Origin of the sequence: Streptomyces sp. NBC_00252, from assembly GCF_036187565.1 — a bacterium.
Classification (GTDB): domain Bacteria; phylum Actinomycetota; class Actinomycetes; order Streptomycetales; family Streptomycetaceae; genus Streptomyces.
This window is the reverse complement of sequence record NZ_CP108087.1, coordinates 4768352-4792871: the sequence shown is the minus strand read 5'-3', so window position 1 is coordinate 4792871 and position 24520 is coordinate 4768352. Positions and strand designations below refer to the sequence as shown.

Here is a 24520-nt window from a genome sequence, read left to right as displayed (position 1 = left end):
CCACAGGCCGCCTTCGAGCCCGGACGCATGCTGCATCATGTGGGCGTGATCACCATTCATCTGAAGTACGAGATCGACGCCGACAAGCTCGAGGACTTCGAGGAATACGGTCGCCGCTGGGTCGGGCTCGTCAACCGGTTCGGCGGGACGCACCACGGCTACTTCCTGCCGAGCGAGGGCGACAGCGACATCGCCTACGCCCTTTTCTCCTTTCCCAGCCTCGCCGCCTACGAGCAGTACCGCACCGACAGCATGACCGACCCGGAGTGCCAGGACGCCTTCGAACTGGCCCGCAGCACCCGCTGCATCAAGCGGTACGAGCGCCGCTTCCTGCGACCGCTCGACGTCACGTCGACCTGACGGGTGCGCTGCTGCGCCCGCCGGGTCGCCCGCTGAGCTCGGCGTCCAGCGTCTCCTGTGCCACGCGCATGGCCCCGGCGTACACGGGGTCCTGCAGCCGCTGCCACATGTCGGCCTCGGAGACGTCCTCGACATGGCTGACGACCCACCAGATGTTGCCGAACGGATCCTTGATACGTCCCCCGCGCTGCCCGAAGGCGTCGTCCGCCGGAGCGGTGACCACCTGGCCACCCGCTTCGACGGCCCGCGAGAACGTCGTGTCCGCGTCGGCGACGAACACCCGCAGCAGGCTCGGCATGACGGGCCAGTCCGCGTGCCGGTCGAAGGCCAGCACCACGGTGTCGCCGACGCGGATCTCCCCATGCCCGATCAACCCGTCCTCGGTCACCACCCGCCCGAGCTCCGCACCCCCGAACGCCCGCGCGACGAAGTCGAGGAACGCCCCCGTGTCATCGGTGACGACCCAGGGAGCAACGGTGGTGTAGCCCGCCGGCGCGGCGCTGGCCTGCTCGGACATCACGGTCCCTTTCGCTGAAGTCGGTTGACGACAGCGACGTTAGACGGCGGATAGGCCAGTTCCTGTCCTAGATGTCGTCGGTCACCGGGGCTGGCCCAGCTTCCGCAGCGCCTCGTCCGTCAGTCGGTACACCGTCCACTCGTCCTGGGGGCGGGCGCCCAGCGCCTCGTAGAAGTCGATCGCGGGGCGGTTCCAGTTGAGGACGGACCACTCCAGGCGTTCGTAGCCGCGCGCCACGCAGATGCGGGCCAGTTCGGTGAGGAGGGCCTTGCCGTGGCCCGCGCCTCGGGTGGTGGGGCGGACGTAGAGGTCCTCCAGGTAGATGCCGTGGACTCCGCGCCAGGTCGAGAAGTTGAGGAACCACAGCGCGAAGCCGACCGGTTCGCCGGTGGTGTCGTCGGTCGCCAAGTGGGCGTAGGCGCCGGGGTGTTCACCGAAGAGTGCCTCGTGGAGCTGCTCCGGGGTCGCTCTCGCCTCCTGGGGTTCCTTCTCGTAGGCGGCGAGTTCGCGGATCAGGGCGTGGATGACGGGGATGTCGGTGGGCGTCGCGGTGCGGATCATGGGGGGAGGCTAACCGGGGCAGGGTGGCCCGAGCGCCGGATTTTCAGGCGCCCTCGACCGCGTCCGGCACCTCGGCGGCCGGCTCCCGCGACTCCCGCTCCTTCAACTCCCTTTCCCGCGGCTCCTGTTCGTCCCGCTCGGTCGCTCCTCGCCGGGGCAGCAGCAGCGGTGACGCCAGCAGCAACACTCCGGCGACCGCGATCGCCGTCCGCGGTGTCGTGACCGCCGCCAGCACTCCCCACAGGGCGGTCGTCGCCGAGATCGCCGCGCTCGTGCTGATGGACCAGGCCGTGAGGGTGCGGGCGACCCGGTCGGGGGCGGTCTGTTCGAGGCGGGCGGTGGCGAGGAGGGGGTTGAAGACGCCGATGCAGGTCACCATGGCGAGTTGCAGGGCGGCGACGAGGAGCATGCCGGGGAGTCCTGGCGTGACGAACGCCAGGCCGATCGGCCAGCAGGCGCGGAGCGTTCCGGAGGTCCGCAGCACCCGACGCCTGCCGAACCGGGCCGCGAGCGGGCGGGCCAGGCGGGAGCCGATGAAGCCGCCCGCGCCGGAGGAGGCCGCGAGGACGAGGGCGAACTGCCAGGGCGAGAAGCCGAGTCGGCCCAGCAGGAGGACGGCGAGCAGCGGCTCGGCGGCCATGATCAGGCCGTTGACCGTCATCGCGTTGAGGAGCAGCGGACGCAGGGTGGGGTGGGCGAGGATGTAGCGCCAGCCGTCGAGCAGATCGCCCGCGCGCAGCCGGGGCCCGCCGGTCCGCTCGGGGCGCGGTTCCGTGCCGCCGATGGCGCGGATGCCGAGCGCCGACAGCAGATAGCTGACCGCGTCGGCCACCACCGTCGTCACCGGTCCGAACAGCCCGATCGCGGCGCCGCCGAGCGGCGGCCCCAGCATCGTCGAGGTCCAGGTCGTCGACTCGAAGCGGGAGTTCGCGACCAGCAGGTCCTCCGGCGGGACCAGCGACTTCAGGTACGAGCCGCTCGCCGCGTTGAACGCGATGTTCGCCGCGGCGACGACGACCGACACGACGAGGAGCTGCGCGAAGCTGAGCAGCCCGCACGCGAACGCCACCGGGACCGTCAGCAGCGCCCCGAACCGGATCAGGTCCATCGCGATGATCACCGGCCGCTTGCGGCGGAACTCCACCCACGGCCCCAGCGGTACGGCGACCAGCGCGCCCACCGCCCTGCCCGACGCGGCCAGCACGGCCACCTGGGTCGGGCCGGAGTGAAGTACGAGGATCGCGATGAAGGGGAACGCGCCGAAGCCGAGCCCGGTGCCGTACGAGCTGACCGCGAACGACGCCCACAGCCAGCCGAAACGGCGTCCCAGCGCCCGTCTGCCCGCCATTCGTGCCCCACCCGTTCCGCGTTCCGCTGGTTCGCTCGTGCCTGCTCGTTCGCCCGCGCCCGCCGATCCGGACCCGGGCCCCGACCTCGCCCCGACCCCGGCGTCCAGGCCACCGGCATCAAAGCGAGTGCCGGACCCCGGGATCAAACAACCGACGCGCCGGAGAGCCACAACCCGGAGTTGTGTCTGCTGCTCATCGGCTTCCCGCGGCCCGTTGTCAGTGGCCGCCAGTATCGTCGCAGGCGTGGATCTCGACGCCGTACGCACCTTCGTGGCCATCGCCGACGCGGGCCGTTTCCAGGATGCGGCCACGGAGTTGTCGATCACCCAGCAGGCCGTCTCCAAGCGGGTCGCCGCGCTGGAGCGGGCCGTGGGCGTGCGGCTCTTCGCGCGGACTCCGCGCGGGGCGGAGCTGACCGTCGACGGGCGGGGGTTCCTGCCGCACGCACGGGATCTGCTGCGTGCCGAGGCGCGGGCGTTCGCCTCCGTGCGGCCCGGGCACCGGGCGCTGCGCGTCGACGTGATCGGGCGCGGGCTCGCCCCGGCCGCGCTGCTGCGGGACTTCCACCGGGCCCGCCCCGAGATCGAGCTGGACGTCGTGACGCTCTTCGACGCCGACGCGGCCGTCGACGCGATCCGCTCCGGCACGGTCGACGCGTCCTTCCGCGCCGTCACGATGACCGGGCGCCGGCTCCCCGACGACATCGAGGTCAGCCGCGCCTTCGACGAACCCGTCCAGCTCCTCACCGGACCGGCCCACGCCCTCGCCGGCGCCGGGACCGTCACCCCGGCCGACCTCGTCGGGCACCGGATCTGGATGCCCGGCCTCGTCCCGGGCACCGAATGGGCCGCGTACTACGACGCACTCGCCGCCGCGTTCGGACTCACCATCGAGAGCAACGGACCGGACTTCGGGGTGGAGCCGCTGCTCGACACCATCGCCGGGTCGCGTTCGCTGGCGACGTTCGTGGGGGAGCAGACCCGGCTGGTCTGGCCCGCCCACCACGACCTGCGCCGGATCGCGGTCCGGAATCCGACGCCGGTCTATCCGCACTCCCTCGTCCGCCATCGCGACAATCGGCACCCCGCCCTTACCGCCCTTCGCGATCACCTCGGCACGACCACGGAGGCCGACCCCGCCGACGCCGGGACCGCCGAGACCTGGACGCCTGCCTGGGCGTGACGGTCCGGTCAGTGCAGGTCGCGCAGCCTTCGTGCGATCTCCAGGTGATCCGGCGCCGGGGCGCGGCCGTCCGCCAGCGACCACAGCGCGTTCTGCAGCACCCGCCCCAGCGTCCAGGCCCGCGCCCGCGCCCGGTCGAGACCGATCACGTCGGTCATCGCGTCGAAGCGCCAACGGATTTCGTCGGGGTCGAAACGGTTGTCCAGCGCCGGGAAGAGTTCGAAACCGGGGTCGCCCGCGAGGGGCTTGGGGTCGATCGCCAACCAGGGGCCACGGTCCTCGGTGGCGGTGGCGGTGGCGGTGGCGGTGGCGGTGGCGGTGGCGGGAGCTGTGTCTGTGCCGCTTTCGGTTGCGGGCCGGGTGCCGAGCACGTTGTCGTAGTGCAGGTCCCAGTGCAGCAGCCGGTCCCCGGGCTCGTCCGCGACCTCGCGCACCGCCGCCGCGCAGTCCTCGATCAGGCGTCGGTCCGCCGGGTCGGGGAGGTGGGGGAGGGCGGACGGTGTCTGCTCCAGCATGGCCGCCGCGATCGGGCCGAGACGCCGGTGCAGTTCCGGTGGTGCGGATACCGCGGTCAGGCGGGCCAGCAGACGGGCGATCACGAGGGCCGCGGCCCGGGAGTCCGGTTCGTGGGTGAGGGCACGGGACGCGTCAAGGCGCTCCAGGAGCAGGGTGCCGGTTCCGTCGTCGTACTCAAGAAGCCGTACGGCGCCGTCGCCGCCCCAAGTTCGCAGGGCGATCGGCTCGCCTGCGGTCTCCTCGTCGAGGTACTGGAGTTTCAGCGCGGCCCGGGTGCCGTCGGCGCGCAGGACCGGCAGGACCAGGGCGCACATGCCGTACATCGAGGGGCCGTCGAGCCGGAGTGACCAGCGGTCCAGGAAGCCGGCCGCGCGGTGCGGGAGTTCCGCCACGAAGGCGCGTCCCGCCGCTCCGTTGAACCTCTCCTGGGAGGTGACCAGCGCGGCCGGGATGTCGATCACGGCTCCGACCATACTTGCGTGCGTGAATCGGCTCATGCGAATTACCCGGGGCCTCCACAGGGTGTGGGCGTACGTCCGCAGCGCCCCCGGCACGTATGTCTGGCTGGGGATCCTCTTCGTCACCACGGTCGCCATGCACCACATGTCGCCGGATTTCGAACAGGACTTCCTGCGGCAGCGGTCCACCAACATCCACGAGCTGTCGAACAAGCCGGTGCGGGTGCTGTTCGCGAGCGCGATGTGGATCGACGGGGGCCGCTGGGTGCCGTACGCGGTGCTGTACACGGTGTTCCACGCGCAGGCCGAACGCTGGATCGGTACGGCGCGGTGGCTGATGGTGTGTGTGGCCGCGCATGTGCTGGCGACGCTGATCAGTGAGGGGGCGCTGCTGTGGGCGATCAAGAACGACATGGCGCCGGAGTCCGCCGTTGACACCCTTGACGTCGGGGTGAGTTACGCGCTCGCCGGGGTCGTCGGGGTGCTCGCGTACCGGATCGCGGTGCCGTGGCGGTACCTGTATCTGGTGGCCGTGCTGGCCGTCTACGGGGTGCCGCTGGCGACCGGCCGTACCTTCACCGATCTCGGGCATTTCACCTCCGTGGTGATCGGGCTCGCGTGTTATCCGCTGGTCAGAGGGTGCGGAAAAGCATGGAATCCGAAGGAGACAGTGGCCGCGCTCAGGGGTTAGCGTCCGGTCATGAGCAGCTCGGTGAGCGGTGGGGCGGACGGTGCCCTGAACGGTGTCGTGAACGGTGGCGTCTCCTTCTGGTACGCGGACGACGGCATCCCTGTGCGGCGGGAGCCCCTCGGTGGTGACGCCTCCGCGGATGTCGTGATCGTCGGGGGCGGGTACACCGGGTTGTGGACCGCGTACTACCTGAAGAAGGCGGCGCCCTTCCTGCGGGTCGTCGTCCTGGAGCAGAAGTTCTGCGGCTACGGCGCTTCCGGGCGGAACGGCGGGTGGCTGTACAACGGGATCGCCGGGCGCGACCGGTACGCGAAACTTCATGGGCGGGATGCGGCCGTGCGGCTGCAGAAGGCCATGAACGACACCGTCGGCGAGGTCATCGCGGTGGCGGAGGCGGAGGGGATCGACGCCGACATCCATCGGGGTGGGGTGCTCGAAGTCGCTTGTACGCCCGCTCAGTTGGCCCGGCTGAAAGCCTTTCACGAGCACGAGCTGTCGTACGGCGAGACCGATCGGGAGTTGTACGGGGCGCGCGAGACCGGTGAGCGGATCCGGGTCGCGGACGCGGTTGGTTCCACGTGGACGCCCCATGGTGCTCGGCTGCATCCCGTGAAGCTGGTGAAGGGGCTTGCCGCTGCGGCCGAGGCGTTGGGCGTCGTTATCCATGAGTCGACGCCGGTTACGGAGATCCGGCCCAAGCATGCGGTGACGCCGTACGGGACCGTGCGGGCGCCCTATGTGCTGCGGTGTACCGAGGGGTTCACCGCGAGTCTCAAGGGGCAGCGGCGGACCTGGCTGCCGATGAACTCGTCGATGATCGCCACCGAGCCGCTCACCGACGCGCAGTGGGAGGCGGTGGGGTGGGACGGGCTGGAGACCTTGGGGGACATGGCCCACGCCTATATGTACGCGCAGCGCACCGCCGACGGGCGGATCGCGTTGGGTGGGCGGGGGGTGCCGTATCGGTTCGGGTCGAAGACCGACAACGACGGGCGGACGCAGGCTTCCACGGTCGAGGCGTTGCGGGAGATTCTCGTGCGGTTCTTTCCGGCGCTTGCGGGGGTGCGGGTTGCGCATGCGTGGTCGGGGGTTCTTGGGGTGCCTCGGGACTGGTGCGCGACGGTGACGCTGGATCGGGCCACGGGGCTGGGGTGGGCCGGGGGGTATGTCGGGTCCGGGGTGGCCACGACGAACCTCGCTGCGCGGACCTTGCGGGATCTGGTGCAGGTGGATTCCGGGCAGGCGGGGGCCACTGAGCTCACCGGGTTGCCTTGGGTGGGGCATGAGGTGCGGAAGTGGGAGCCGGAGCCGTTTCGGTGGTTGGGGGTGCAGGGGATGTACGCGACGTATCGCGCTGCGGATCGGCGGGAGTCGGAGGGGTACGGGGTGTCGTCTTCGCGGTTGGCTCGGTGGGCGGATCGGGTGGCTGGGCGGGGGTGACACGTTGTCAGGTGCGGGCCGGTGGGGGCTGGTCGCGGCCACGCGGCGGAGCCGCACATCGACACCGCCCCGCGCCCCTGGGTGAGTGGGGGTGCCGCCTCGTGGCTGGGTGCCCGTGCGTCGTGGTTCGTCCGTGCTGCGTTGTGGGTCGGCGCCGCGCCGGGGGGTCTCCGTCCTCGGATCGGCGCGGCAACGTTTCTTGAGAGTGCGGCGAGTTGAGCGCCGACCGCTGCGGGCGGACACCCCCCGACACGTCGCCTTGCCGCCGTACGTGGCGTGCGGGACGTTCGGGTCAGGTCGCCGACCTTGATTCCGGTGCCGGGGTCGAATCCTGGGTCGGGGATTGGGCCGGTGGGGCGTGCTTCGGGGCTCGGGCTGTGACCATCAGGCCTGCTACCAGGCCTGCGAGGAGCATGACGGCTACGGCCCACCAGATGGCGACCGTGTAGCCGTGGACGATGCCCTTGCTGGTGACGAGGGCCTTCTCGGCGGGGTTGTGGAGGTGGGCGACGATGTAGGCCGTGCTGCTGGTGGTGGCGATCGTGTTGAGGAGGGCCGTGCCGATCGAACCACCCACCTGCTGGGCCGTGTTGACGGTCGCCGAGGTGACGCCCGAGTCCTGCGGGGCCACGCCTGCTGTGGCGGTGGCGAAGACCGGCATGAAGATGAGGCCCATGCCGAGGCCCATCAGGATCAGGCCGGGGAGCAGTTCGGTGGTGTAGTCCGAGTTGACCGTCAGGCGGGTGAAGAAGGACATGCCCGCGGCGGCCAGTACCGCGCCCGGGACCATCAGGGTGCGTGGCGGCACGTGCTGCATCAGGCGGGCCGAGATCTGGGTCGAGCCGATGATGATCGCGACCGTGAGGGGTAGGAAGGCCATGCCGGTCTTCACGGGCGAGTAGTCGAGGATGACCTGGAGGTAGTAGGTCATGAACAGGAACATGCCGAACATGCCGATGACCGCGAGGCCCATCGTCAGGAAGCAGCCGGCGCGGTTGCGGTCCTTGACGATGTGGAGGGGCAGGAGGGGACTGGGCGCCCTGTTCTGCCACCAGACGAAGGCGACGAGGAGTACGACGCCTGCCGCGAACAGGCCCAGGACCAGGGGGTCCGTCCAGCCGCGCGGTTCCGCCTCGCTGAAGCCGTAGACGATCGCCACCAGTCCGCCGCAGCCCAGGAGGACGCCGGGCACGTCGAGGCGGGCGCCGCTGTGGCCCGGGCGGTCGTGGAGCAGGGCGAAGGCGCCGAAGACCGCGATGATCGCGATGGGGATGTTGACGTAGAGGCACCAGCGCCAGTTCAGGTACTCCGTGAGCAGCCCGCCCGCGATGAAGCCGATCGCCGAACCGCTGCCCGCGAGTGCGCCGTAGATCCCGAAGGCCTTGCCGCGTTCCTTCGGGTCCGTGAACGTCGTGGTCAGGAGGCTGAGCGCGGAGGGGGCCAGTACGGCGGCGAAGACGCCCTGGAGGGCGCGGGCGCCGAAGAGCATGCCCGAGCTCGTGGCCGCGCCGCCCAGTGCGGAGGCGCCCGCGAAGCCGATCAGGCCGATGATGAACGTCCGTTTGCGGCCCACCAGGTCGGCGATCCGGCCGCCCAGCAGGAGCAGGCCGCCGAACGCGAGGGTGTACGCCGTGATGACCCATTGCCGGTTGCCGTCGGACATGCCCAGATCGCGCTGTGCGGAGGGGAGTGCGATGTTCACGATCGTCGCGTCGAGGACGACCATGAGCTGCGCGAGAGCGATGATCACCAGGCCCCACCAGCGCCGGGGATCGGGCTCGTCCGTCGCGGCTGATTCACCTGTTCGGGTGACACTCATCTGGCCAGAAGACCATGAATCGGTATCTATCGCATCCTGAATCGTATTCGTGTGTGCGTTCGGATGCGGGTTCGCGGGTGGGGTGGATGCGTTGGGGGTGGTCATGGTTCCAGCACCACCTTTCCGGTTGTCCGCCGGGTTTCGAGTGCGTGGTGGGCGTCTGCCGCCTTGGGCAGGGGGAAGCGGTCTACGGCCGGGCTGAGGCGGCCTTCCGCTGCTGCGGTGAGGGCGCGCAGCTCCAGGGTTCGGATGGGGCTCGGGCCGCCGGCCTTCTGCATCATCGCGGGGCCGAGGGTGTGTTCGGACCGGGTGGCGGTCGTGTACGGCTCGCCGCTCGACCAGCCGAAGACGAGGTGCCGGCCGTCCTCCCGGAGGAGGCCGGTCGCCTCGCGTGCGATGTCGCCGCCCACCCCGTCGAACACGACGGTTGCGCGCCGGTCGCCCAGCCAGGCCCGTACCTTGGCGGGCCACTCGGGGGCTGTGTAGTCGACGGCGAGATCGGCGCCGTTGGCGTGTACGAGGGCGACCTTTTCCGGGCCGCCCGCCAGGCCGATGACGGTGGCGCCGGCGTGCTTGGCGTACTGGACTAGGAGGGTGCCGAGGCCTCCGGCGGCGGCCGGGACGATCGCCAGGGAGTCGGGGGTCAGGTCGGTGAACTGCACGATTCCCATGGCCGTACGGCCCGTTCCGATCATGGCGACTGCCTGTGCGAAGTCGAGGTTCGCCGGGATCTCGTGGACGCGGTCGACGTCGACCACGGCCAGCTCCGCGTATCCGCCCGGCGCGAACCCGAGGTGCGCCACCACCCGCTTTCCGAGCCACAGCCCGGCGACCCCGTCCCCGAGCGACTCGACGACACCGGCGACCTCGCGGCCGGGGATGGTGGGGAGGGCCGGGAGTTCGGGGAGCGGGCCGCGTTCTCCCTTCCGTAGAACCGTGTCCAGGAGGTGAACTCCCGCCGCGGCCACCGCGATTCGCACCTGGCCGGGGGCGGGGGTGGGGTCGGCGGTGGGTTCGTAGGTGAGGTTCTCGGCGGGACCGAAGGTGTGGAGTCGGACGGCGTGCATGGGACCCCCAGGGTGACGAGCGTGTTCCGGTTGCTGTGGCTTGTGCGGATGGGCGGGCTTGCGCGGGTCCTCACTCTTCGACCTCAAGCGTGCTTGAGGTCAAGTGGTGGCCGTCCTCGTTGTCAGTGGCGGGGTGCAGGATGGGGGTATGGCGAGGAGAGCGGCGACGGGCGGAGTGAAGGGGGCGCGGCGGCCGGAGGTGCGGTTGCCCGTTCTGGAGGCTTACGAGGGTGGGGAGTTGGAGCCCGACGGGGACTATGACGGGCTGGACTTCCGCGACCAGGACTTCGTGGGGCAGGACGGCGGGGGCGCCCGCTTCATGGACTGCGCGCTGACGGGATGCGCGCTGGACGAGACCCGGCTGCACCACGCCCGCGTACTGGACTCCGTCCTCACCGGCATACGGGGCGTCGGCACGGACCTCGCGGAATCGACCCTGCGTGACGTCGAGGTCGTCGACGCGCGGATGGGCGGGGTCCAGTTGCACGGTGCCGTGCTGGAGCGTGTGGTGATCCGCGGCGGCAAGATCGACTACCTGAACCTGCGCAAGGCGAAACTCCGGGACGTCGTCTTCGAGGGGTGCGTCCTCGTCGAGCCCGACTTCCTCGATGCCCGGCTGGAGCGCGTCGAGTTCGTGGACTGCGCGTTGAAGGGCGCGGATTTCACCGGCGTGACCTTCACTGACGTGGATCTTCGGGGGGCCGTGGAGCTGGAGATCGCGCGCGGGGTGGAGCGGTTGTCCGGGGCGGTGATCAGCATGGGGCAGCTGCTGGATCTGGCGCCGGTGTTGGCTGTGCAGATGGGGATTCGGGTGGAGGGGTGAGGGGGTGGGGAGCGCCCAACGGGGACAAGGGGGGAGGGGCTAGGGGTTCTTTGCGGGTGTTTCTTGGTGCACCCCTCAATTCGGGCCGGCATCATTCAGCCCGTCCACTTCTCAACCCAGCCCCGCATTGATCAGCCCGTCCGGCGTTTGAGGACGAGGCCCCTTCAGGGCCGATGGGGGTCTGGGGGCGCAGCCCCCAGGGACGGTGCCGTGAGTGCCGGGCAACCATCAAGCTCAGGGCGTTCAGGCGACCCTCGGAAACTTCGCCTGGAGCGTCCAGATCGCCGGGTTTTCGCCCAGCGCCTCGTGCATATCGACCAGGTCCGCGATCAGGTCATGGAGGAAATCCCGCGCCTCACGCCGAAGGTCGGCGTGGGAGAAGGTCAACGCCTCCTCATCCCCCCGCATCCAGTCCGCCTCGACATCCACCCACCCGAACCGCCGCTCGAACAACATCCGATCCGTCGACTCGGTGAAATCCAGTTCCGCCCGCTGCGGCCGCGACGCCCGCGACCCCGCCGGATCCTGATCGATCCGCTCCACGATGTCGCACAGCGCCCACGCGAAGTCGAGCACCGGCACCCATCCCCACGCCGTGGACACTTCCCGGTCCGCCTTGGTGTCGGCGAGGTAGACGTCACCGCAGAACAGGTCGTGCCGCAGCGCGTGGACGTCCGCGCGGCGGTAGTCGGTCTGCGGGGGGTCGGGGAAGCGGTTGGAGAGGGCGTAGCCGATGTCGAGCACGTAGGAGATGGTGTCACGGTCGGGGAGACCCAAGGTCGGCCGGAGTCTCCGGTGGCCGGGCCACCGCCCGGAGCGACGCCCCCCGAGCTCATAGGATCGCGCACGTGTCCAGATCCGCACGGCTCGCCCCGACTGTCACGCCCTCTCTGCGCACCCTCACCGTCGCCCTCTCCCTCACCCTGACTCTCAGCCTGACGGCGTGCAGCGGATCGGGCGGGGTTCACGCCACCTCCGGCAGCGCGGGCGTAGGCGACCCGTACTTCCCGAAGTCCGGCAACGGCGGCTACGACGTCACCCACTACGACCTGACCCTCGCCTACACCCCCGACGCGTCCGACGCGTCCGCTACCTCCGAAACCCGCGACAGCGCCACCGCCCCCACCCTGACCGCCACCGCCACGGTCACCGCCCGCGCCACCACCCCCCTCGCCACCTTCGACCTCGACTTCCAGGGCATGAAGGTCAACTCCCTTACGGTGGACGGCAAAAAGGCCTCCTGGACCCGTAGCGGACAGGAACTGAAGGTCCGGCCGTCCGCTGCTCTCCGCAAGGGCAGGACGTTCCGGACGACGGTCCACTACTCCGGCACCCCCGAGACGATCACCGACCCCGACGGTTCGGACGAGGGCTGGCTGCCCACGGCGGACGGCGCGCTCGCGCTCGGCGAACCGACCGGCTCGATGGCGTGGTTCCCCGGCAATGACCACCCGTCCGACAAGGCGACGTACGACATCACGATCACCGTCCCGAAGGGCCTCCAGGCGGTCTCCAACGGCGAGTTGAGAAGCGAGACGACGACCGGGACCGCCCGCGCGACGACCTACAGCTGGCACACCCCGCAACCCATGGCGACCTACCTCGCCACCGTCGCGATCGGCCACTACGACATCACCCGCACCACCACGAAGAACGGCCTCCCCGTCTACGTCGCGGTGGACCCGCAGGAGGCCGCCGCGAGCCGCAAGGTGCTGGCCGGGCTGCCCGAGATAATGGAGTGGGAGGAGTACAACTTCGGCCCGTACCCCTTCTCCTCCACCGGCGCGATCGTCGACCGCGGCGGCGACGCGGGCTACGCGCTGGAGACGCAGAACCGCCCGTTCTTCCCCGGCGCCCCCGACACCGCCACCCTCGTCCACGAACTCGCCCACCAGTGGTACGGCGACTCCGTCACCCCGAAGACCTGGCGGGACATGTGGCTCAACGAGGGCTTCGCGACCTACGCGGAGTGGCTCTGGGCGGAGGACCACGACGGCGACACCGCCCAGCAGACCTTCGACGCCCTCTACAAGGGCACCTACTTCGACGACAAGGCGGACGGCGACGCCGTCTGGGCCTTCCCGCCGGCCACCCCGACCTCCGCCGCCCACATCTCCGACAGCCCCGTCTACGAACGCGGCGCGATGGTCCTCCACAAGATCCGCCGCACGGTCGGCGACGCCCGCTTCTACGACATCATCCAGGGCTGGGCAGCCACCCACCGCCACGGCAACGCCGACACGGCGGACTTCACGGCCTACGTCGAGAAGATGGCCCCGGGCAGGGACTTCACCGGAATCTGGAAGAACTGGCTGTACGGGCACGGGAAACCGGCCCGCCCTTGACCGACCCTCCTGACCTTGACCGGCCCTCCTGACCTTGATCGACCCTCCCGACCTTGATCTACGGGACCGGCCGACCGGGCCGCGCGAGGTCACGGGTCAGCGGAGCCGCTTGCGCAACACCGTGCAGGGGCGACCGAGTCGGCGGTCCTCGCGGTGGTCGATGACGTCGTAGCCGAGGGTGGTCCAGAAGGTGAGGGCGTCGGGGTTGTTGTCGAGGACGGCCAGGCGTACGGCGGTTCGGCCTGAGGCGCGGAGACGGGTCTCGACGAGGGACGCCAACTGTCGGCCGTAGCCGTGCTGTTGCTGGGTCGCGTCGATCATCAGGAGGCCGATCCAGGGGTCGCCGTCGGCCGGGTCGGGGTGGGTGGCGAGGGTGATCGCGATTCCGATCAGGTGTCCGGCGCTGCGGGCGAGCAGGACCTCCACGTCCGGGTCGGCCAACTCGTCGGCCAGCGCGGTCGCGACCTGTTCCGGCCGGATGTCCGCCGGGTCCGGGAAGTCGCCGCTGAGCGCGTGGAACGCGTGGTTCGAGGCGTAGAGGGCGGTCAGCTCGGTGAGCAGCTCACCGGGGAGCGCACCGGCCTCGGTCGGCGTGAGCGGTTCGAGGAACATGGGGGCACGCTAGGGCCTGTCCGGCGGATCCTGTCGCAGACGCGGGGCCTGGCACGCACATCTGCCGCGTTGTCGTCGGTTGCCGACGCTCCGCGTCGCCGCCCTCCTCCGCCTTGCAGCTGCACGCACCAGGCCCCGCTCACCGGCACTGATCAGTCACCGCGGATTTCCAGCGACCTGATCCGCCGGACAGGCCCTGGCCGCCGGGGGCTCCGCCGGGCTTCAACCGGAACCGTTCGCCGGCCTAGCGGAACGGGATGTTCAGCCACGGGCTGCCCGCCTCCGTCATCAGGATCCGGTGCGCCGACACCATGTCCTGGTACCAGTCCCCGAACTCCTCCTCGTCGAAGTGGAGGCAGCGGCCGAGGATGTAACCGGCGGAGAAGTCGGGCCAGGAGCGGTAGGCGAGGGCGGCGGCCCGGCCCGCCCGGGCCACGGCCGACTCGGTCTCCTGGAGGGTCGCGAAGCGGGCGCCCAGGCCCCAGCGGGCCATCTTCGAGGCGCGGCCCAGGTCCCAGGCCTCGACCGACGTGACGTAGCGGTTCTCGTCGAGGATGCCGTCGGCGCGCATACGGGCCTCGTAGCGGGTGATACGGCCGATGAGGCTCTGTACGCCCGCTATTCGCGCCTCGGTCTCCGACTCCGGGCGCGGGTCGGTCTTCGTGACGCCGTCCTCCGTGATCACCGTGGCGCCCTCGGAGTCGGCCCGGATGACCGTGGCCACGGCCTGGCGCCAGTAGCCGATGTCGACGTGGCCGCCGAAGTCGCGGGCGATCGTACGGCGCAGGCTGAGCGCGAACTCCCATACGGAGCTTGACGCTTCGCAGGCGAGCAGGTTCCGCAGGTGGTACTGCCACTCGGCGCGGGTCGTGATGCCCCACCACTCGCGCAGCCGCCGGCGCTCACCGTCGTAGCCGTGTCCGTGCCAGGCCGGGGCGTTCCAGAGGGAGCCGTTGCTGACGCAGAGGAGCGCTCCGCAGGCCAGGCCGTGGGCGACCGGGCCGTGCAGCACACCGCCCACGTGGAGTGCGCGCAGGCGCATCGCGGCGGACGGGATGTCGGGGCGGTTCGCCGCTCGCGACCAGTCCGTCGTGCCGGGTGGGCCGTAGGGGAGGGCCAGTTCGCAGGGGGTGCCGGGGTTGACGACGATCGTGGGCGGGTCCTGCGGATTCCAGACCTCCGCGATCCAGCGCAGTGACGCGCCCGAATACACCAGATCGTCGGGGCGCGGTGCGGGCAGCACGCCGTCGGTGAAGAGCTCCCAGTACCTGGCGCCGGTGCGCTCGTCGCGGGTGAACACCCGGTGGACGCGCTCCGGTTGGGCGTCGTAGGCCTCGCGTGACATCTGGTAGTAGAGGCGGACGCGGGACAGCACGTCGTAGTACGCCGTCCAGTCGCCGCGCGCCCGCGCCTCGACCAGCGCGTGCTCCGTGTCGGTCGGCGGGGTCCACGCGGGAGGCGGCGGCGGCCCGAAACCGACGGGGGAGGATCCGAACGACATAGGGCTCGCTGTCCTTCCAGGGTCAGGCCGACGACGACACACCAGGGCGACCACGGCGACCGTGACCGACGGCCATGGGGACCACGACCGAGGGCCACGGCGACCACGACCTACGACCACGGCCATGGCGACCGCGACCGAGGGCCACAGCGACCGCGACCTACGGCCACGGCCATGGCGACCGTGACCGCCGACCGCGTCGACCGATGGCCACGACAGGGCCGACCGGACAACCGGCCGACCACGGCAACCGGGCCGACCCAGCCGATCGGGCCGACGTAGCCGATCTAGCTGGCCGAGCCGACCTAGCCGGCCGAGCCGACCTAGCCGACCCAGCCGACCCAGCCGATCGGGCGGATCGGCGGATCAGGTCGGTCAGATCAGCACCGCTGCTGATCCCGGCACATTGCCATACGTGGCTGAGACCTCCCTGAGCAGCCCCGCCCCCTGTGTTCTCCGTCTCCCGGTCATGCCGAAGCCCCCGGCCGCAACCGCAGCCAGGGGCCTCACCTACGGCACTACAGGCGGTGCGGGGCTCAGACGTTGACGCCGAAGTCCTGCGCGATGCCGACCAGGCCCGAGGCGTAACCCTGGCCCACCGCGCGGAACTTCCACTCCGCGCCGTTGCGGTAGAGCTCGCCGAAGACCATCGCCGTCTCCGTCGCCGCGTCCTCGGAGAGGTCGTAGCGGGCGATCTCGGCGCCGCCGGCCTGGTTCACGATGCGGATGTACGCGTTGCGGACCTGGCCGAAGTTCTGCGAGCGGGTCTCCGCGTCGTAGATCGAGACCGGGAAGACGATCTTCTCGACGTCGGCGGGGAGGCCGGCGAGGTTGACGTTGATCGCCTCGTCGTCGCCCGCGCCCTCGCCCGTGCGGTTGTCACCGGTGTGGACGATCGTCTGGTCCGGGGTCGACTTGTTGTTGAAGAAGATGAAGTGACCCTCCGAGTAGACCTTGCCCTCGGGGTTGACCGCGATCGCCGAGGCGTCGAGGTCGAAGTCCGTGCCGGTGGTCGTGCGGACGTCCCAGCCGAGGCCTACGGTGACGGCGGTCAGGCCCGGGGCCTCCTTGGTGAGCGAGACGTTGCCACCCTTGGACAGGCTTACAGCCATGGTTGGGAGTCCTTCCCTCGTTGCGGTGCGGGCTTCGTACTGAGGACGAAGCTACCGGTACCACTATGAACGCCAAGAGGGGTACCGAAGGTTCCAGGTGACTTTACTTTCTTTACCCGCAACTCCCGGGGTAATTGGAGTGACGTGGACCGGACAGACGCGCGACCATGGGGGACATGTCCGGTCCCTATGCCATCCGCGGCTCCGTCTCCCTGCCCGAGGCCGAGCTCATGTGGCGTTTCTCGCGGTCGTCAGGGCCGGGTGGGCAGCACGTCAACACCAGCGACTCCCAGGTGGAGCTGCGGTTCGACCTGGCCAAGACCGAGGCGCTGCCCCCGGTGTGGAAGGAGCGCGCGCTGGAGCGGCTCGCCTCGCGGCTCGTCGACGGCGTCGTGACCGTACGGTCCTCCGAGCACCGCTCCCAGTGGCGCAACCGCGAGACCGCCGCCGTACGCCTCGCCGCGCTGCTCGCGGAGGCCACCGCGCCGCCGCCGAAGCCGCGCCGGGCCACCCGGATTCCGCGCGGTATCAACGAACGCCGGCTGCGCGAGAAGAAGCAGCGGTCCGACACGAAGCGCGGGCGGAACGGGCGGGACTGGGGGTAGTTCCGCTCCCCGTCGCCGTCCGCGCCGGGTGCCTGGTGTCACATTCCTCTGTCGTCCTTCGTCCAGTCGGTGAAGGGGCGGACGGCGACGAGGAGCATGACCCATGGGCGACTTCGAATTCCCCGAAAAGAACGGGCCCGTAGAGAACGAGCCCGAAGGGAACGAGCCCGAAGGGAACGGGACCGAAGAGAACGGGAACGGCACGGAAAGCGGCGGCGAATTCCTCGCCGCCCGATTCGAATCCCATCGCCCCCGCCTCCGCGCCGTCGCCCACCGCATGCTCGGTTCCGCCGCCGAGGCCGACGACGCCGTGCAGGAGGCCTGGTTCCGGCTGAGCCGTACGGACGCCGGGCGGGTGGAGAACCTGGGCGGCTGGCTCACCACGGTCGTCGGCCGGGTCTGCCTCGACATGCTCCGCTCCCGCACGTCGCGGGCCGAGGAACCCCTCGAAGCCGACGCCTCCGTCCCGGCCACCGCGCCCGGCCCGGAACAGGACGCCCTCCTCGCCGACTCCGTCGGCAGCGCGCTGCTCGTCGTCCTGGAGACCCTCACCCCCGCCGAACGCCTCGCCTTCGTGCTGCACGACCTGTTCGCCGTCCCGTTCGAGGAGATCGCGTCCATCGTCGGCCGTACGCCCACGGCGGCACGGCAGTTGGCGAGCCGGGCCCGCCGCCGGGTGCAGGGCGCTCCCGCGCCGGACGCGGATCTCGTACGGCAGCGGATGGTCGCCGACGCCTTCCTCGCGGCCGTCCGCGAGGGCGACTTCGACGCGCTGGTGAAGGTGCTCGACCCGGACGTCGTCGCCCGCTCCGAGGGTGCCGTGACCGCGGGCGCCGCAGCGGTGGCGAAGGGCGCGACGGGCTTCGCCCAGTACGCCCGCTTCGCCCGCCCCGCCCTGGTGGACGGCGCCACCGGCATCGCCCTGATAGTCGACGGCCGCCCCGAACGCACCCTGGCCTTCACCTTCGTGGGCGACCGCATCGCCGTGATCGACATCGTGACGGAGCCGGAGAAGGTGGCGCTGCTGGACGTGCGGTTTGTCTGATGCGACTGCCGCATCCTCAACATCGTGCGCGGCTAAGGCAGTTGCAGCACGCCCACCGTCTCGCCCTCGCTCAGCTCACCGGTGGGCCGGAACCCCAGCCCCAGATAGAACTTCGCCGGGCCCGACGGACCCTCGTGCCACGTCACGTACAGCTCCGTGCCGCCGCGCCGCCGGATCTCCGCGGCGACCGACTCCACGGCGAACCTGCCGTAGCCGCGGCCCTGTTGGTCCGCCGCGATGTTCAGCCGCCACAGGCCGGAGCGGATGACGGAGCCGTCCTGGTGCCAGTCGATGTCGAAGAAGGCCATGAGGAAGCCGACGGGCCGGTCCTCGTCGACGATCAGGCGGGGCCACGCGGTGCCTTGATGGACGTAGGCCTCGGCGAGGGACTTCATGACGGGGGAGACCGCGAACTCCTGGTCCGGGCGGACCTGGATGCCCACGGCGGCCTCGAAGGTGGCCGGTGTGATCTCTTCGAGGCGCGGTCCGGGCCCGGGGGCGGGGTTCGTCGTCATGCGTGCACGGTAGGCGGGGGATCTCCGGCGGGCCACCGAATTGGCCGGCGCCCCGTCCGCTACCCCAACTGCCGGTACCGGCCCCGGAAGTACGACAGCGGGCCGCCCTCCGCGCTTCCCACCTCCGCCGTGAGCACCCGCCCGATCACCAGGGTGTGGTCGCCCGCCGGAATCCGCTGTTCGGTGCGGCACTCAAGGGTGGCGAGGGCGCCGCGGACCAGGGGGGCGCCGGACGCCTCTCCGCGGGCGTAGGGGATGTCGTCGAAGAGCAGGCGGTCGCTGATGCGGCCCTTCATGGCGAAGCGGCCCGCGATGTGGCGCTGGCTCTCGGAGAGGACGGAGACGGCCCACAGGGGCTGTTCGTCGAGGAGGTCGTCCATGCGGGAGCCGTTGCGGAGGCTGACCAGGACGAGGGGCGGGTCCAGGGAGACCGACATGAAGGCGGTCGCCGTCATGCCCACGTCCTCGCCGACCGGAGCCTGGGGGTCGTCCGGGTCGTAGGGCTCCTCGTGCGCGGTCACCAGGACCACGCCCGCGGCCAGCCGGGCGAGGGCGGCGCGGAACTCGTCGTTGCTCACCCCCACAGCATGCCCGGAGGGAACGGTCTTGGAGATCGGGGCGGTCTTCAGCACGCCTGAGACGCTAGCCTCCGGCCACCGCGCACCGCATCGGACCTGCGGCCCAGTCGGGTCCTAGGTCCAATGGCCCACGCGGCGGAACATCGTCGTGCATCATGTCCACACACCCACAAAGTTTGCGTTCAGTAAACGCACAGGGAAAAAGCAGAAACTCCTCTCAATTGCTCATCTTCTGCTGTGACTTGAGTCACAAGGGGTACTAATTGTTGACCCTGTGTACCGAGTGGGGAGCGCGCTGTGATTCAGTGGCGGGGAAGATGACCCTTGATTCACTGCGAGGTCTCGGGGGGAGGGCGAGTATGGAGACCGAGTCGGAGCCCTACGTCCGTCTTGCGACCCTGCGACAACTGCACACGGTCATGGCGGACATGAACACCGCCCGCAGCCTGGCGGACACCCTGCAGACCGTCGCCGACGGCGTCGTCAACGGTCTCGGGTACGAACTGGCCTGCGTCAACCTCGTGCGCCCCGACGGCGACCTCGTGGTCGCCGCCTTCGCGGGCAACTCCGCCGCCGAGGCACTCATCACCGGCCGCGTCGGCTCCCGTGAGTCCTGGGAGCGCCGCCTCGGCATGGGCGAGTCCTGGGGCGACCTGCGCTTCATCCCGCACACCGAGGGCTGGGTCCTCGACGAGGACGACGTCCCGCAGTGGTACACCGACGGCCCCGCCCCCCGCTTCGAGGACGAGTGGCACCCGTCCGACCGGCTCTTCGCGCCGATGTACACCCCCGGCGTCTCCGGCGGCTCGTGCGGCGAACTGATCGGCGTCCTCTCCGTGGACCGCCCGCGCAACGGCCGGCGACCGGGCGCGTGGGGCCGCGAGGCCCTCCAGATGTACGCGTTCCAGGCGGCCATAGCGATCAGCAACGCCCGGCTGCGCGCCAACATGCAGCGCGCCCTGGTCCGCCTCGAGCGCGAGCAGCAGGCGCTGCGGGCGAGCGAGGAGAGCTTCCGGCAGGCCTTCGAGTACGCCCCCTCCGGCATGGCGATAGCCGAGATGGGCGGCGACCAGCACGGCCGAATACTGCGGAGCAACGACGCCCTGTGCCGCCTGCTCGGCCGCCCCGCGTCCGCGATGCGCCGCTACTCCTTCTCCGACCTCGTCCACCCCGAGGACATAGGCACCCTGCTCAGAACCTCGGCGGAGGGCGGGCGCGCGGAGCTCCGCCTGGGCCGCCGGGACGGCACCTACGTCTGGGTCTCGCTCCGCAACTCCGTCGTCGCGGACGCCGCCGACGGGCCGCGCTTCCTCCTCTCCCACGTCGAGGACATAGAGGACCGCAAGCGCCGTGAGCTGCAGCTCGCCCACCGCGCCGCGCACGACGCGCTGACCGGCCTGCCGAACTCGGCGGAGCTGCGCACCCGCCTCTCCGCCCGCCTCTGCCAGCGCCCGCAGGCCACCCACCCCGGCGAGATCGAGTCCATCGACGCCGCGTACGGACATCCGGCCTACGACGCGAACGGCCACGGCTTCGACTTCCGGCCCGGCGCCGACCTCCTCGACGCCTACGACCACCACGTCCACACCGTCGCCCCGGAGGGCGAGCGGGACGACGGCACGAAGGGGCTCGCGGTCCTCTTCTGCGACCTCGACGGCTTCAAGTCGATCAACGACCGGTTCGGGCACAACGCGGGCGACGCCGTCCTCATCGAGGTCGCGCGGCGGCTCGGGCGGGCCGTGCGCGACGGCGACACGGTGGCCCGGCTCGGCGGTGACGAGTTCGTCGTCCTGGCCGACGGGCTCGGCCGGGCGGACGCCGCCGACCTCGCCGTACGTCTGCGGAACGAGATCATCCAGCCCATCCGGGTCGACGGGCGGGCCATGCGGGTGGGGGCCAGCTTCGGTATCGGGTGGGCCCACTGCGGGATGACGGCGGACGAGGTGCTGAAGTCCGCTGACGAACGGATGTACATCGAGAAACGATCTCGTCCCAAACAGCACAGACGCGCGGGATGATCTCCAGGTCAGCGGTCTGATGCGGTCGGAGTCACCCGTTTGGACGACGCGGAGCGGGTAGGCTCGCAGTTCTGCTGACGTATCTGCACCCGCACCTGTTGAGGAGTACCTAGGGATGACGCCCGGCAACAACGGCGCGAGCACGCCCGAGGACGACGACCCGTTCGGCTACCTGTACGCCGACGGCCAGGCCGCCGGAGCCCAGCCGCCGTCCGGTGGTGGTTACGGCTACCCGGGCTCGGTCAACCGTGTGCGCCCGGTGGGCGAGCGCCAGTACGGCGGCCAGCAGGCCGCCGCGGCGCCCACTGCCCAGTACCAGCAGCCGTACGGCCAGACGGTCCCGCAGCAACAGTCCTACGGCGCCCAGCCCAACGCCCACTACCAGGCCCCGGAGACCTTCCCCGGCGGCCCCCCGGCCGGCCAGCAGCCCCCGTCGTACAACCACAGCGGCGGCACCGGCGGCCGAGGCAGGGGCCCCAACACCAAGGGCCTCCTGATCGGCGCGATCGCGGTCGTCGCCGCGGTCGTCATCGGCATCAGCGTGGCGATGATGAACGGCAACGACGACAACAAGACGAACGACCAGGCGGGTTCGACCCCGTCGGCGTCCCAGAGCGCGTCGTCGAGTCCGTCGGCGAGCAGCAGCGCGTCCAGCGGTCTGGAGACGCAGACCATAGACGCCAAGGCACTCAACCTCCAGGGCGGCGCGACCCTCGCATCGGACGTCAAGGGCGCCGACGCGGCCGGCGGTGTCTATGTGACGGGCCTGAACACGGTCGGCGCGTCGGTCAGCTGGCAGGTCAACGGCATTCCCTCGGACGGCACGTACACGGTCTTCGCGCACTACAGCTCGACCAGTGACGACCAGCACATGACGCTGAGCATCAACGGCAAGAAGTTCGGCAGCCCCTTCAGCCTGAAGAACTACGCGAAGGCCGCCGACGGCGACTTCACCAAGGGCTGGACGACCAGCTTCGCCTGGCCAAGCCTCACCAAGGGCAGCAACACCCTCACCCTGTCCTGCGAAAACGGCGACAACTGCAACGTCCTCCTGGACCAGCTGTGGGTGAAGCAGGGCCAGGTCAAGAAGTAACCCGGGGGGCGTCACGCCCCCGGCGATGTTCGACGGTCCTCGGTCAACGTTGGTCGGTTGTTTCAGGCCGCGTTGGCCTCCCCCGTCACCCTCACCCGCTCCAGCAGCTCCTCGTACGCCGTGCGGTCGAACTCGCCTGCCACCGGGGCCAGTACGGTTGCCGCGGACAGGGCGACCGCTCGTGAGAGGCGGTCAGGCCAGGGCAGCCCTTCCAGGAGGCCTGAGAGCAGGCCTGCGACTGCGGAGTCGCCTGCGCCTGTTGGGTTGCCGGGGATGTGGGTGGGTGGGGTTGCCTGCCAGGTGCCTTCCGGGGTTGTTGCCAGGAGGCCCTTCGGGCCCAGGGAGGCGACCACCGCGTGGGCGCCTCGGCGGCGGGTGTCGCGGGCGCCGCGCAACGGGTCGTGGGAGCCGGTGAGTTCGGCGAGTTCGTCGGTGTTGGGCTTGACGATGTCGGGGCGGGCGGCGACTCCCCGGCGGAGCGGTTCGCCGCTGGTGTCGAGGAGGACGGGGACGCCGGCGGTTCGGGCCGTGCGGATCAGGCCCGCGTACGCGCCCACCGGGAGTCCGGGAGGCAGGCTCCCGCACAGGGCCACCGCCGAGACGCCGGGCAGCAGGGACTCGTAGGCCTTTTGGAAGGTCGACCATTCCGCCGAAGTGACCGTCGGGCCGGGCTCGTTGAGTTGAGTCGTGTCACCGGTCAGCTCGTCCACGACCGCTATCGTGCGGCGGGTCGTGCCGGCGACCGGTACCAGCGCGTCCGATATGCCGGGGGTGCCGGTGAGTTGGGACCGCAGCTCGCGTCCCGTCGCGCCACCCGTGAAGCCGGTGACCGTCACCTCGTGGCCCAGGGCCGCCAGCACCCGGGCCACGTTCACGCCCTTGCCGCCCGGCCGTTCGGTCACCTCGGACACGCGGTGCGAACCGTGCGGTCGCAACTCCCGTACCCGATAGGTGATATCGAGAGCGGTGTTCAGCGTGACCGTGAGGATCACCGTGCCGACCTCCCCCGAAGTGTGTGCCGCCGCCGTCCGGTTCGGACCGATCATGCCAAAGAGGCGGCGGCCCGCCCAGCCTCCCGGGCCGGCCGCCGCCTCAACGGCAGTGCGAATCAGCCCAGTTGGGGATCCACCACCCATTCACCGCGCCGCATCACGCCCTTGAGGTCGAACTCCGAATCCAGCAGCACCAGGTCCGCGTACTTGCCCGGCTCCAGCGAGCCGACCTCGTCGTAACTGCCCAGCAGCCGCGCCGGGTTGGCCGAGATCGCCGCGACCACGTCCTCCACCGGCAGCCGGTCGACGGTCACCGCGCGCTTGAAGGCCCGGTCCAGCGTGAGCGTCGACCCGGCGATCGAACCGCCCTCCACCAGCCGCGCGACCCCCTCGCTCACCTCGACCTCCAGCGGGCCGAGCATGTACCGGCCGTCCCCGAAGCCCGCCGCGTCCATCGCGTCGGTGATGAACGCGACCCGCTCCGCACCGGCGTGGTGGAACGCCAACTCCAGTGCCGCCGGGTGCAGATGCGTACCGTCGTTGATCAACTCGACGGTGATGCGCCCGTCTTCGAGCAGCGCCGCGATCGGACCGGGCTCCCGGTGCCCGAGCGGCGGCATCGCGTTGAACAGGTGCGTGGCGACCGTCGCGCCCGCGTCGATCGCGGCCACCGTCTGCTCGTACGACGCGTCGGTGTGGCCGATCGCCGCGATGACGCCGAGCTCGGTGAGCAGCCGTACGGAGTCGAGGCCGCCGGGGAGTTCGGTCGCCAGGGTGACCATCTTCGCGTGGCCGCGGGCCGCGTCGACCAGCTTGCGGACGTCCGCGGGGTCGGGGTCGCGGAGCAGGGCCTCGGAGTGGGCGCCCTTGCGGCACGGGGAGATGAACGGGCCCTCGAAGTGGATGCCCGCGAGGTCGCCCTGCTCGGCCAGTTCGGACAGGAGGCCGGCGCGCTGGGCGAGGAAGTCCATCTCGCCGGTGACCGTCGAGGCGACGACCGTCGTGGTGCCGTGGAGGCGGTGGGTGTGGATGCCCTTGAGGACGTCCTCGACGGTGCCGGAGGTGAAGGAGGCTCCGCCGCCGCCGTGGTTGTGGATGTCCACGAACCCCGGGACCAGGGTGTAGCCGGTGACGTCGACGACCTGGGCGTTCTCGGGGGCGGCGCCGGTGATGCGGGTGCCGTCGATGATGAGCCGGCCGTTTTTGACGGTGCCTGTGGGCAGGACGAGGTCGGCACCGGACAGGATCAGGGGCACATGGGCCGTTGCGGGGTGCGGGCTCGTTGTGGCTGGTCGCGCCCCGCGGCGGAGCCGCATGTCGG

23 protein-coding genes and 1 pseudogene are annotated in these 24520 nt (G+C 70.7%); 10 read left to right on the top strand and 14 right to left on the bottom strand.

Features of this window, described 5'->3' with window-relative positions; genetic code table 11:
* Positions 1-45 precede the first annotated feature (45 nt).
* Positions 46-360 carry an NIPSNAP family protein gene (locus tag OHT77_RS20810; protein ID WP_328830049.1) on the top strand — a complete coding sequence of 105 codons (315 nt, stop codon included), beginning with the start codon at positions 46-48 and terminating at the stop codon, positions 358-360.
* Here OHT77_RS20810 and OHT77_RS20805 read toward each other — a convergent pair.
* The 3 genes from OHT77_RS20805 to OHT77_RS20795 all read right to left on the bottom strand — a co-directional run bounded on the left by OHT77_RS20805 (position 347) and on the right by OHT77_RS20795 (position 2786).
* Positions 347-877 (bottom strand): VOC family protein, encoded by a 531-nt coding sequence (locus tag OHT77_RS20805; protein WP_328830048.1) that lies wholly within the window; start codon positions 875-877, stop codon positions 347-349. The two genes, OHT77_RS20810 and OHT77_RS20805, sit on opposite strands and share 14 nt — an antisense overlap.
* An 81-nt stretch (positions 878-958) precedes the next feature.
* Positions 959-1438 carry a GNAT family N-acetyltransferase gene (locus OHT77_RS20800; RefSeq protein WP_266771107.1) on the bottom strand — a complete coding sequence of 160 codons (480 nt, stop codon included), beginning with the start codon at positions 1436-1438 and terminating at the stop codon, positions 959-961.
* 43 nt (positions 1439-1481) lie between these two features.
* Complete coding sequence (locus tag OHT77_RS20795; protein ID WP_328830047.1) at positions 1482-2786, bottom strand: MFS transporter; 1305 nt, start codon at positions 2784-2786, stop codon at positions 1482-1484.
* A gap of 244 nt (positions 2787-3030) precedes the next feature.
* On the opposite strand from OHT77_RS20795, the gene OHT77_RS20790 reads away from it, so the two are divergent.
* Positions 3031-3969 carry a LysR family transcriptional regulator gene (locus OHT77_RS20790; RefSeq protein WP_328830046.1) on the top strand — a complete coding sequence of 313 codons (939 nt, stop codon included), beginning with the start codon at positions 3031-3033 and terminating at the stop codon, positions 3967-3969.
* A gap of 8 nt (positions 3970-3977) precedes the next feature.
* Here OHT77_RS20790 and OHT77_RS20785 read toward each other — a convergent pair whose 3' ends face one another.
* Positions 3978-4982, bottom strand: a complete 1005-nt coding sequence (locus OHT77_RS20785; protein ID WP_443048076.1) for an aminoglycoside phosphotransferase family protein — start codon at positions 4980-4982, stop codon at positions 3978-3980.
* Here OHT77_RS20785 and OHT77_RS20780 point away from each other — a divergent pair.
* Positions 4981-5634: a rhomboid-like protein gene (locus tag OHT77_RS20780; protein ID WP_328830044.1), complete on the top strand. Its 654-nt coding sequence runs from the start codon at positions 4981-4983 to the stop codon at positions 5632-5634. The two genes, OHT77_RS20785 and OHT77_RS20780, sit on opposite strands and share 2 nt — an antisense overlap.
* A 9-nt stretch (positions 5635-5643) precedes the next feature.
* Entirely contained in the window at positions 5644-7074 is a 1431-nt protein-coding gene (locus OHT77_RS20775; protein WP_328830043.1) for an NAD(P)/FAD-dependent oxidoreductase, read from the top strand.
* A gap of 292 nt (positions 7075-7366) precedes the next feature.
* Here OHT77_RS20775 and OHT77_RS20770 read toward each other — a convergent pair whose 3' ends face one another.
* Positions 7367-8893 carry an MFS transporter gene (locus tag OHT77_RS20770; protein WP_328830042.1) on the bottom strand — a complete coding sequence of 509 codons (1527 nt, stop codon included), beginning with the start codon at positions 8891-8893 and terminating at the stop codon, positions 7367-7369.
* Positions 8894-8994: 101 nt separating this feature from the next.
* On the bottom strand, positions 8995-9960 hold the full coding sequence (locus tag OHT77_RS20765) for a zinc-binding dehydrogenase (protein WP_328830041.1): 966 nt from the start codon (positions 9958-9960) through the stop codon (positions 8995-8997).
* Between the two features lie 148 nt (positions 9961-10108).
* On the opposite strand from OHT77_RS20765, the gene OHT77_RS20760 reads away from it, so the two are divergent.
* Positions 10109-10783, top strand: a complete 675-nt coding sequence (locus OHT77_RS20760) for a pentapeptide repeat-containing protein (RefSeq protein WP_328830040.1) — start codon at positions 10109-10111, stop codon at positions 10781-10783.
* Between the two features lie 243 nt (positions 10784-11026).
* Here OHT77_RS20760 and OHT77_RS20755 read toward each other — a convergent pair whose 3' ends face one another.
* The gene (locus OHT77_RS20755; RefSeq protein WP_328830039.1) at positions 11027-11527 is read right to left on the bottom strand and encodes a hypothetical protein; all 501 of its coding nucleotides are present in this window, start codon (positions 11525-11527) and stop codon (positions 11027-11029) included.
* A 104-nt stretch (positions 11528-11631) separates the two neighbouring features.
* Here OHT77_RS20755 and OHT77_RS20750 point away from each other — a divergent pair, with 104 nt between their 5' ends.
* Complete coding sequence (locus OHT77_RS20750; RefSeq protein WP_443048075.1) at positions 11632-13128, top strand: M1 family metallopeptidase; 1497 nt, start codon at positions 11632-11634, stop codon at positions 13126-13128.
* A 102-nt stretch (positions 13129-13230) separates the two neighbouring features.
* On the opposite strand, the pseudogene OHT77_RS20745 reads toward OHT77_RS20750, so the two are convergent.
* The 3 genes and pseudogenes from OHT77_RS20745 to OHT77_RS20735 all read right to left on the bottom strand — a co-directional run.
* Positions 13231-13740, bottom strand: a pseudogene (locus OHT77_RS20745) (GNAT family N-acetyltransferase); the annotation flags it as partial.
* Between the two features lie 244 nt (positions 13741-13984).
* Positions 13985-15241, bottom strand: coding sequence for a DUF1266 domain-containing protein (locus OHT77_RS20740; protein ID WP_328830038.1), 1257 nt, complete (start codon positions 15239-15241; stop codon positions 13985-13987).
* Between the two features lie 536 nt (positions 15242-15777).
* Positions 15778-16353, bottom strand: a complete 576-nt coding sequence (locus tag OHT77_RS20735; protein ID WP_200717071.1) for a TerD family protein — start codon at positions 16351-16353, stop codon at positions 15778-15780.
* A gap of 176 nt (positions 16354-16529) precedes the next feature.
* Here OHT77_RS20735 and arfB point away from each other — a divergent pair, with 176 nt between their 5' ends.
* Both arfB and OHT77_RS20725 read left to right on the top strand, forming a co-directional pair.
* Positions 16530-16958, top strand: coding sequence for an alternative ribosome rescue aminoacyl-tRNA hydrolase ArfB (arfB, locus tag OHT77_RS20730; RefSeq protein ID WP_266771131.1), 429 nt, complete (start codon positions 16530-16532; stop codon positions 16956-16958).
* Between the two features lie 103 nt (positions 16959-17061).
* Positions 17062-18003, top strand: coding sequence for a sigma-70 family RNA polymerase sigma factor (locus tag OHT77_RS20725; RefSeq protein WP_328830037.1), 942 nt, complete (start codon positions 17062-17064; stop codon positions 18001-18003).
* Between the two features lie 32 nt (positions 18004-18035).
* Here OHT77_RS20725 and OHT77_RS20720 read toward each other — a convergent pair whose 3' ends face one another.
* Together OHT77_RS20720 and OHT77_RS20715 are read right to left on the bottom strand one after the other, a co-directional pair.
* Positions 18036-18518 carry a GNAT family N-acetyltransferase gene (locus OHT77_RS20720; RefSeq protein WP_328830036.1) on the bottom strand — a complete coding sequence of 161 codons (483 nt, stop codon included), beginning with the start codon at positions 18516-18518 and terminating at the stop codon, positions 18036-18038.
* Between the two features lie 59 nt (positions 18519-18577).
* A complete protein-coding gene (locus OHT77_RS20715) occupies positions 18578-19150 on the bottom strand; it encodes a flavin reductase family protein (protein WP_328830035.1) in 573 nt (190 codons plus the stop codon).
* Positions 19151-19455: 305 nt separating this feature from the next.
* On the opposite strand from OHT77_RS20715, the gene cdgB reads away from it, so the two are divergent.
* Positions 19456-21114: a diguanylate cyclase CdgB gene (cdgB, locus tag OHT77_RS20710; protein ID WP_266771139.1), complete on the top strand. Its 1659-nt coding sequence runs from the start codon at positions 19456-19458 to the stop codon at positions 21112-21114.
* A 115-nt stretch (positions 21115-21229) separates the two neighbouring features.
* Positions 21230-22207 (top strand): carbohydrate-binding protein, encoded by a 978-nt coding sequence (locus OHT77_RS20705; protein ID WP_328830034.1) that lies wholly within the window; start codon positions 21230-21232, stop codon positions 22205-22207.
* A gap of 62 nt (positions 22208-22269) precedes the next feature.
* On the opposite strand, the gene OHT77_RS20700 is transcribed toward OHT77_RS20705, so the two are convergent.
* Both OHT77_RS20700 and nagA read right to left on the bottom strand, forming a co-directional pair.
* Positions 22270-23199 (bottom strand): 1-phosphofructokinase family hexose kinase, encoded by a 930-nt coding sequence (locus OHT77_RS20700; RefSeq protein WP_328834293.1) that lies wholly within the window; start codon positions 23197-23199, stop codon positions 22270-22272.
* 116 nt (positions 23200-23315) lie between these two features.
* Positions 23316-24515 (bottom strand): N-acetylglucosamine-6-phosphate deacetylase, encoded by a 1200-nt coding sequence (gene nagA / locus OHT77_RS20695; protein WP_328830033.1) that lies wholly within the window; start codon positions 24513-24515, stop codon positions 23316-23318.
* Positions 24516-24520: the final 5 nt, after the last annotated feature.

What these genes read in the sequence shown, in the direction of transcription:
- OHT77_RS20735 (WP_200717071.1), bottom strand. Translation starts at nt 16,353, where the DNA reads ATGGCTGTAAGCCTGTCCAAGGGTGGCAACGTCTCGCTCACCAAGGAG.
- nagA (WP_328830033.1), bottom strand. Translation starts at nt 24,515, where the DNA reads ATGCGGCTCCGCCGCGGGGCGCGACCAGCCACAACGAGCCCGCACCCC.
- OHT77_RS20770 (WP_328830042.1), bottom strand. Translation starts at nt 8,893, where the DNA reads ATGAGTGTCACCCGAACAGGTGAATCAGCCGCGACGGACGAGCCCGAT.
- OHT77_RS20780 (WP_328830044.1), top strand. Translation starts at nt 4,981, where the DNA reads ATGCGAATTACCCGGGGCCTCCACAGGGTGTGGGCGTACGTCCGCAGC.
- cdgB (WP_266771139.1), top strand. Translation starts at nt 19,456, where the DNA reads ATGGAGACCGAGTCGGAGCCCTACGTCCGTCTTGCGACCCTGCGACAA.
- OHT77_RS20765 (WP_328830041.1), bottom strand. Translation starts at nt 9,960, where the DNA reads ATGCACGCCGTCCGACTCCACACCTTCGGTCCCGCCGAGAACCTCACC.
- OHT77_RS20740 (WP_328830038.1), bottom strand. Translation starts at nt 15,241, where the DNA reads ATGTCGTTCGGATCCTCCCCCGTCGGTTTCGGGCCGCCGCCGCCTCCC.
- OHT77_RS20760 (WP_328830040.1), top strand. Translation starts at nt 10,109, where the DNA reads ATGGCGAGGAGAGCGGCGACGGGCGGAGTGAAGGGGGCGCGGCGGCCG.
- OHT77_RS20775 (WP_328830043.1), top strand. Translation starts at nt 5,644, where the DNA reads ATGAGCAGCTCGGTGAGCGGTGGGGCGGACGGTGCCCTGAACGGTGTC.
- OHT77_RS20800 (WP_266771107.1), bottom strand. Translation starts at nt 1,438, where the DNA reads ATGATCCGCACCGCGACGCCCACCGACATCCCCGTCATCCACGCCCTG.
- OHT77_RS20795 (WP_328830047.1), bottom strand. Translation starts at nt 2,786, where the DNA reads ATGGCGGGCAGACGGGCGCTGGGACGCCGTTTCGGCTGGCTGTGGGCG.
- OHT77_RS20720 (WP_328830036.1), bottom strand. Translation starts at nt 18,518, where the DNA reads ATGACGACGAACCCCGCCCCCGGGCCCGGACCGCGCCTCGAAGAGATC.
- OHT77_RS20805 (WP_328830048.1), bottom strand. Translation starts at nt 877, where the DNA reads ATGTCCGAGCAGGCCAGCGCCGCGCCGGCGGGCTACACCACCGTTGCT.
- OHT77_RS20785 (WP_443048076.1), bottom strand. Translation starts at nt 4,982, where the DNA reads ATGAGCCGATTCACGCACGCAAGTATGGTCGGAGCCGTGATCGACATC.
- arfB (WP_266771131.1), top strand. Translation starts at nt 16,530, where the DNA reads ATGTCCGGTCCCTATGCCATCCGCGGCTCCGTCTCCCTGCCCGAGGCC.
- OHT77_RS20725 (WP_328830037.1), top strand. Translation starts at nt 17,062, where the DNA reads ATGGGCGACTTCGAATTCCCCGAAAAGAACGGGCCCGTAGAGAACGAG.
- OHT77_RS20705 (WP_328830034.1), top strand. Translation starts at nt 21,230, where the DNA reads ATGACGCCCGGCAACAACGGCGCGAGCACGCCCGAGGACGACGACCCG.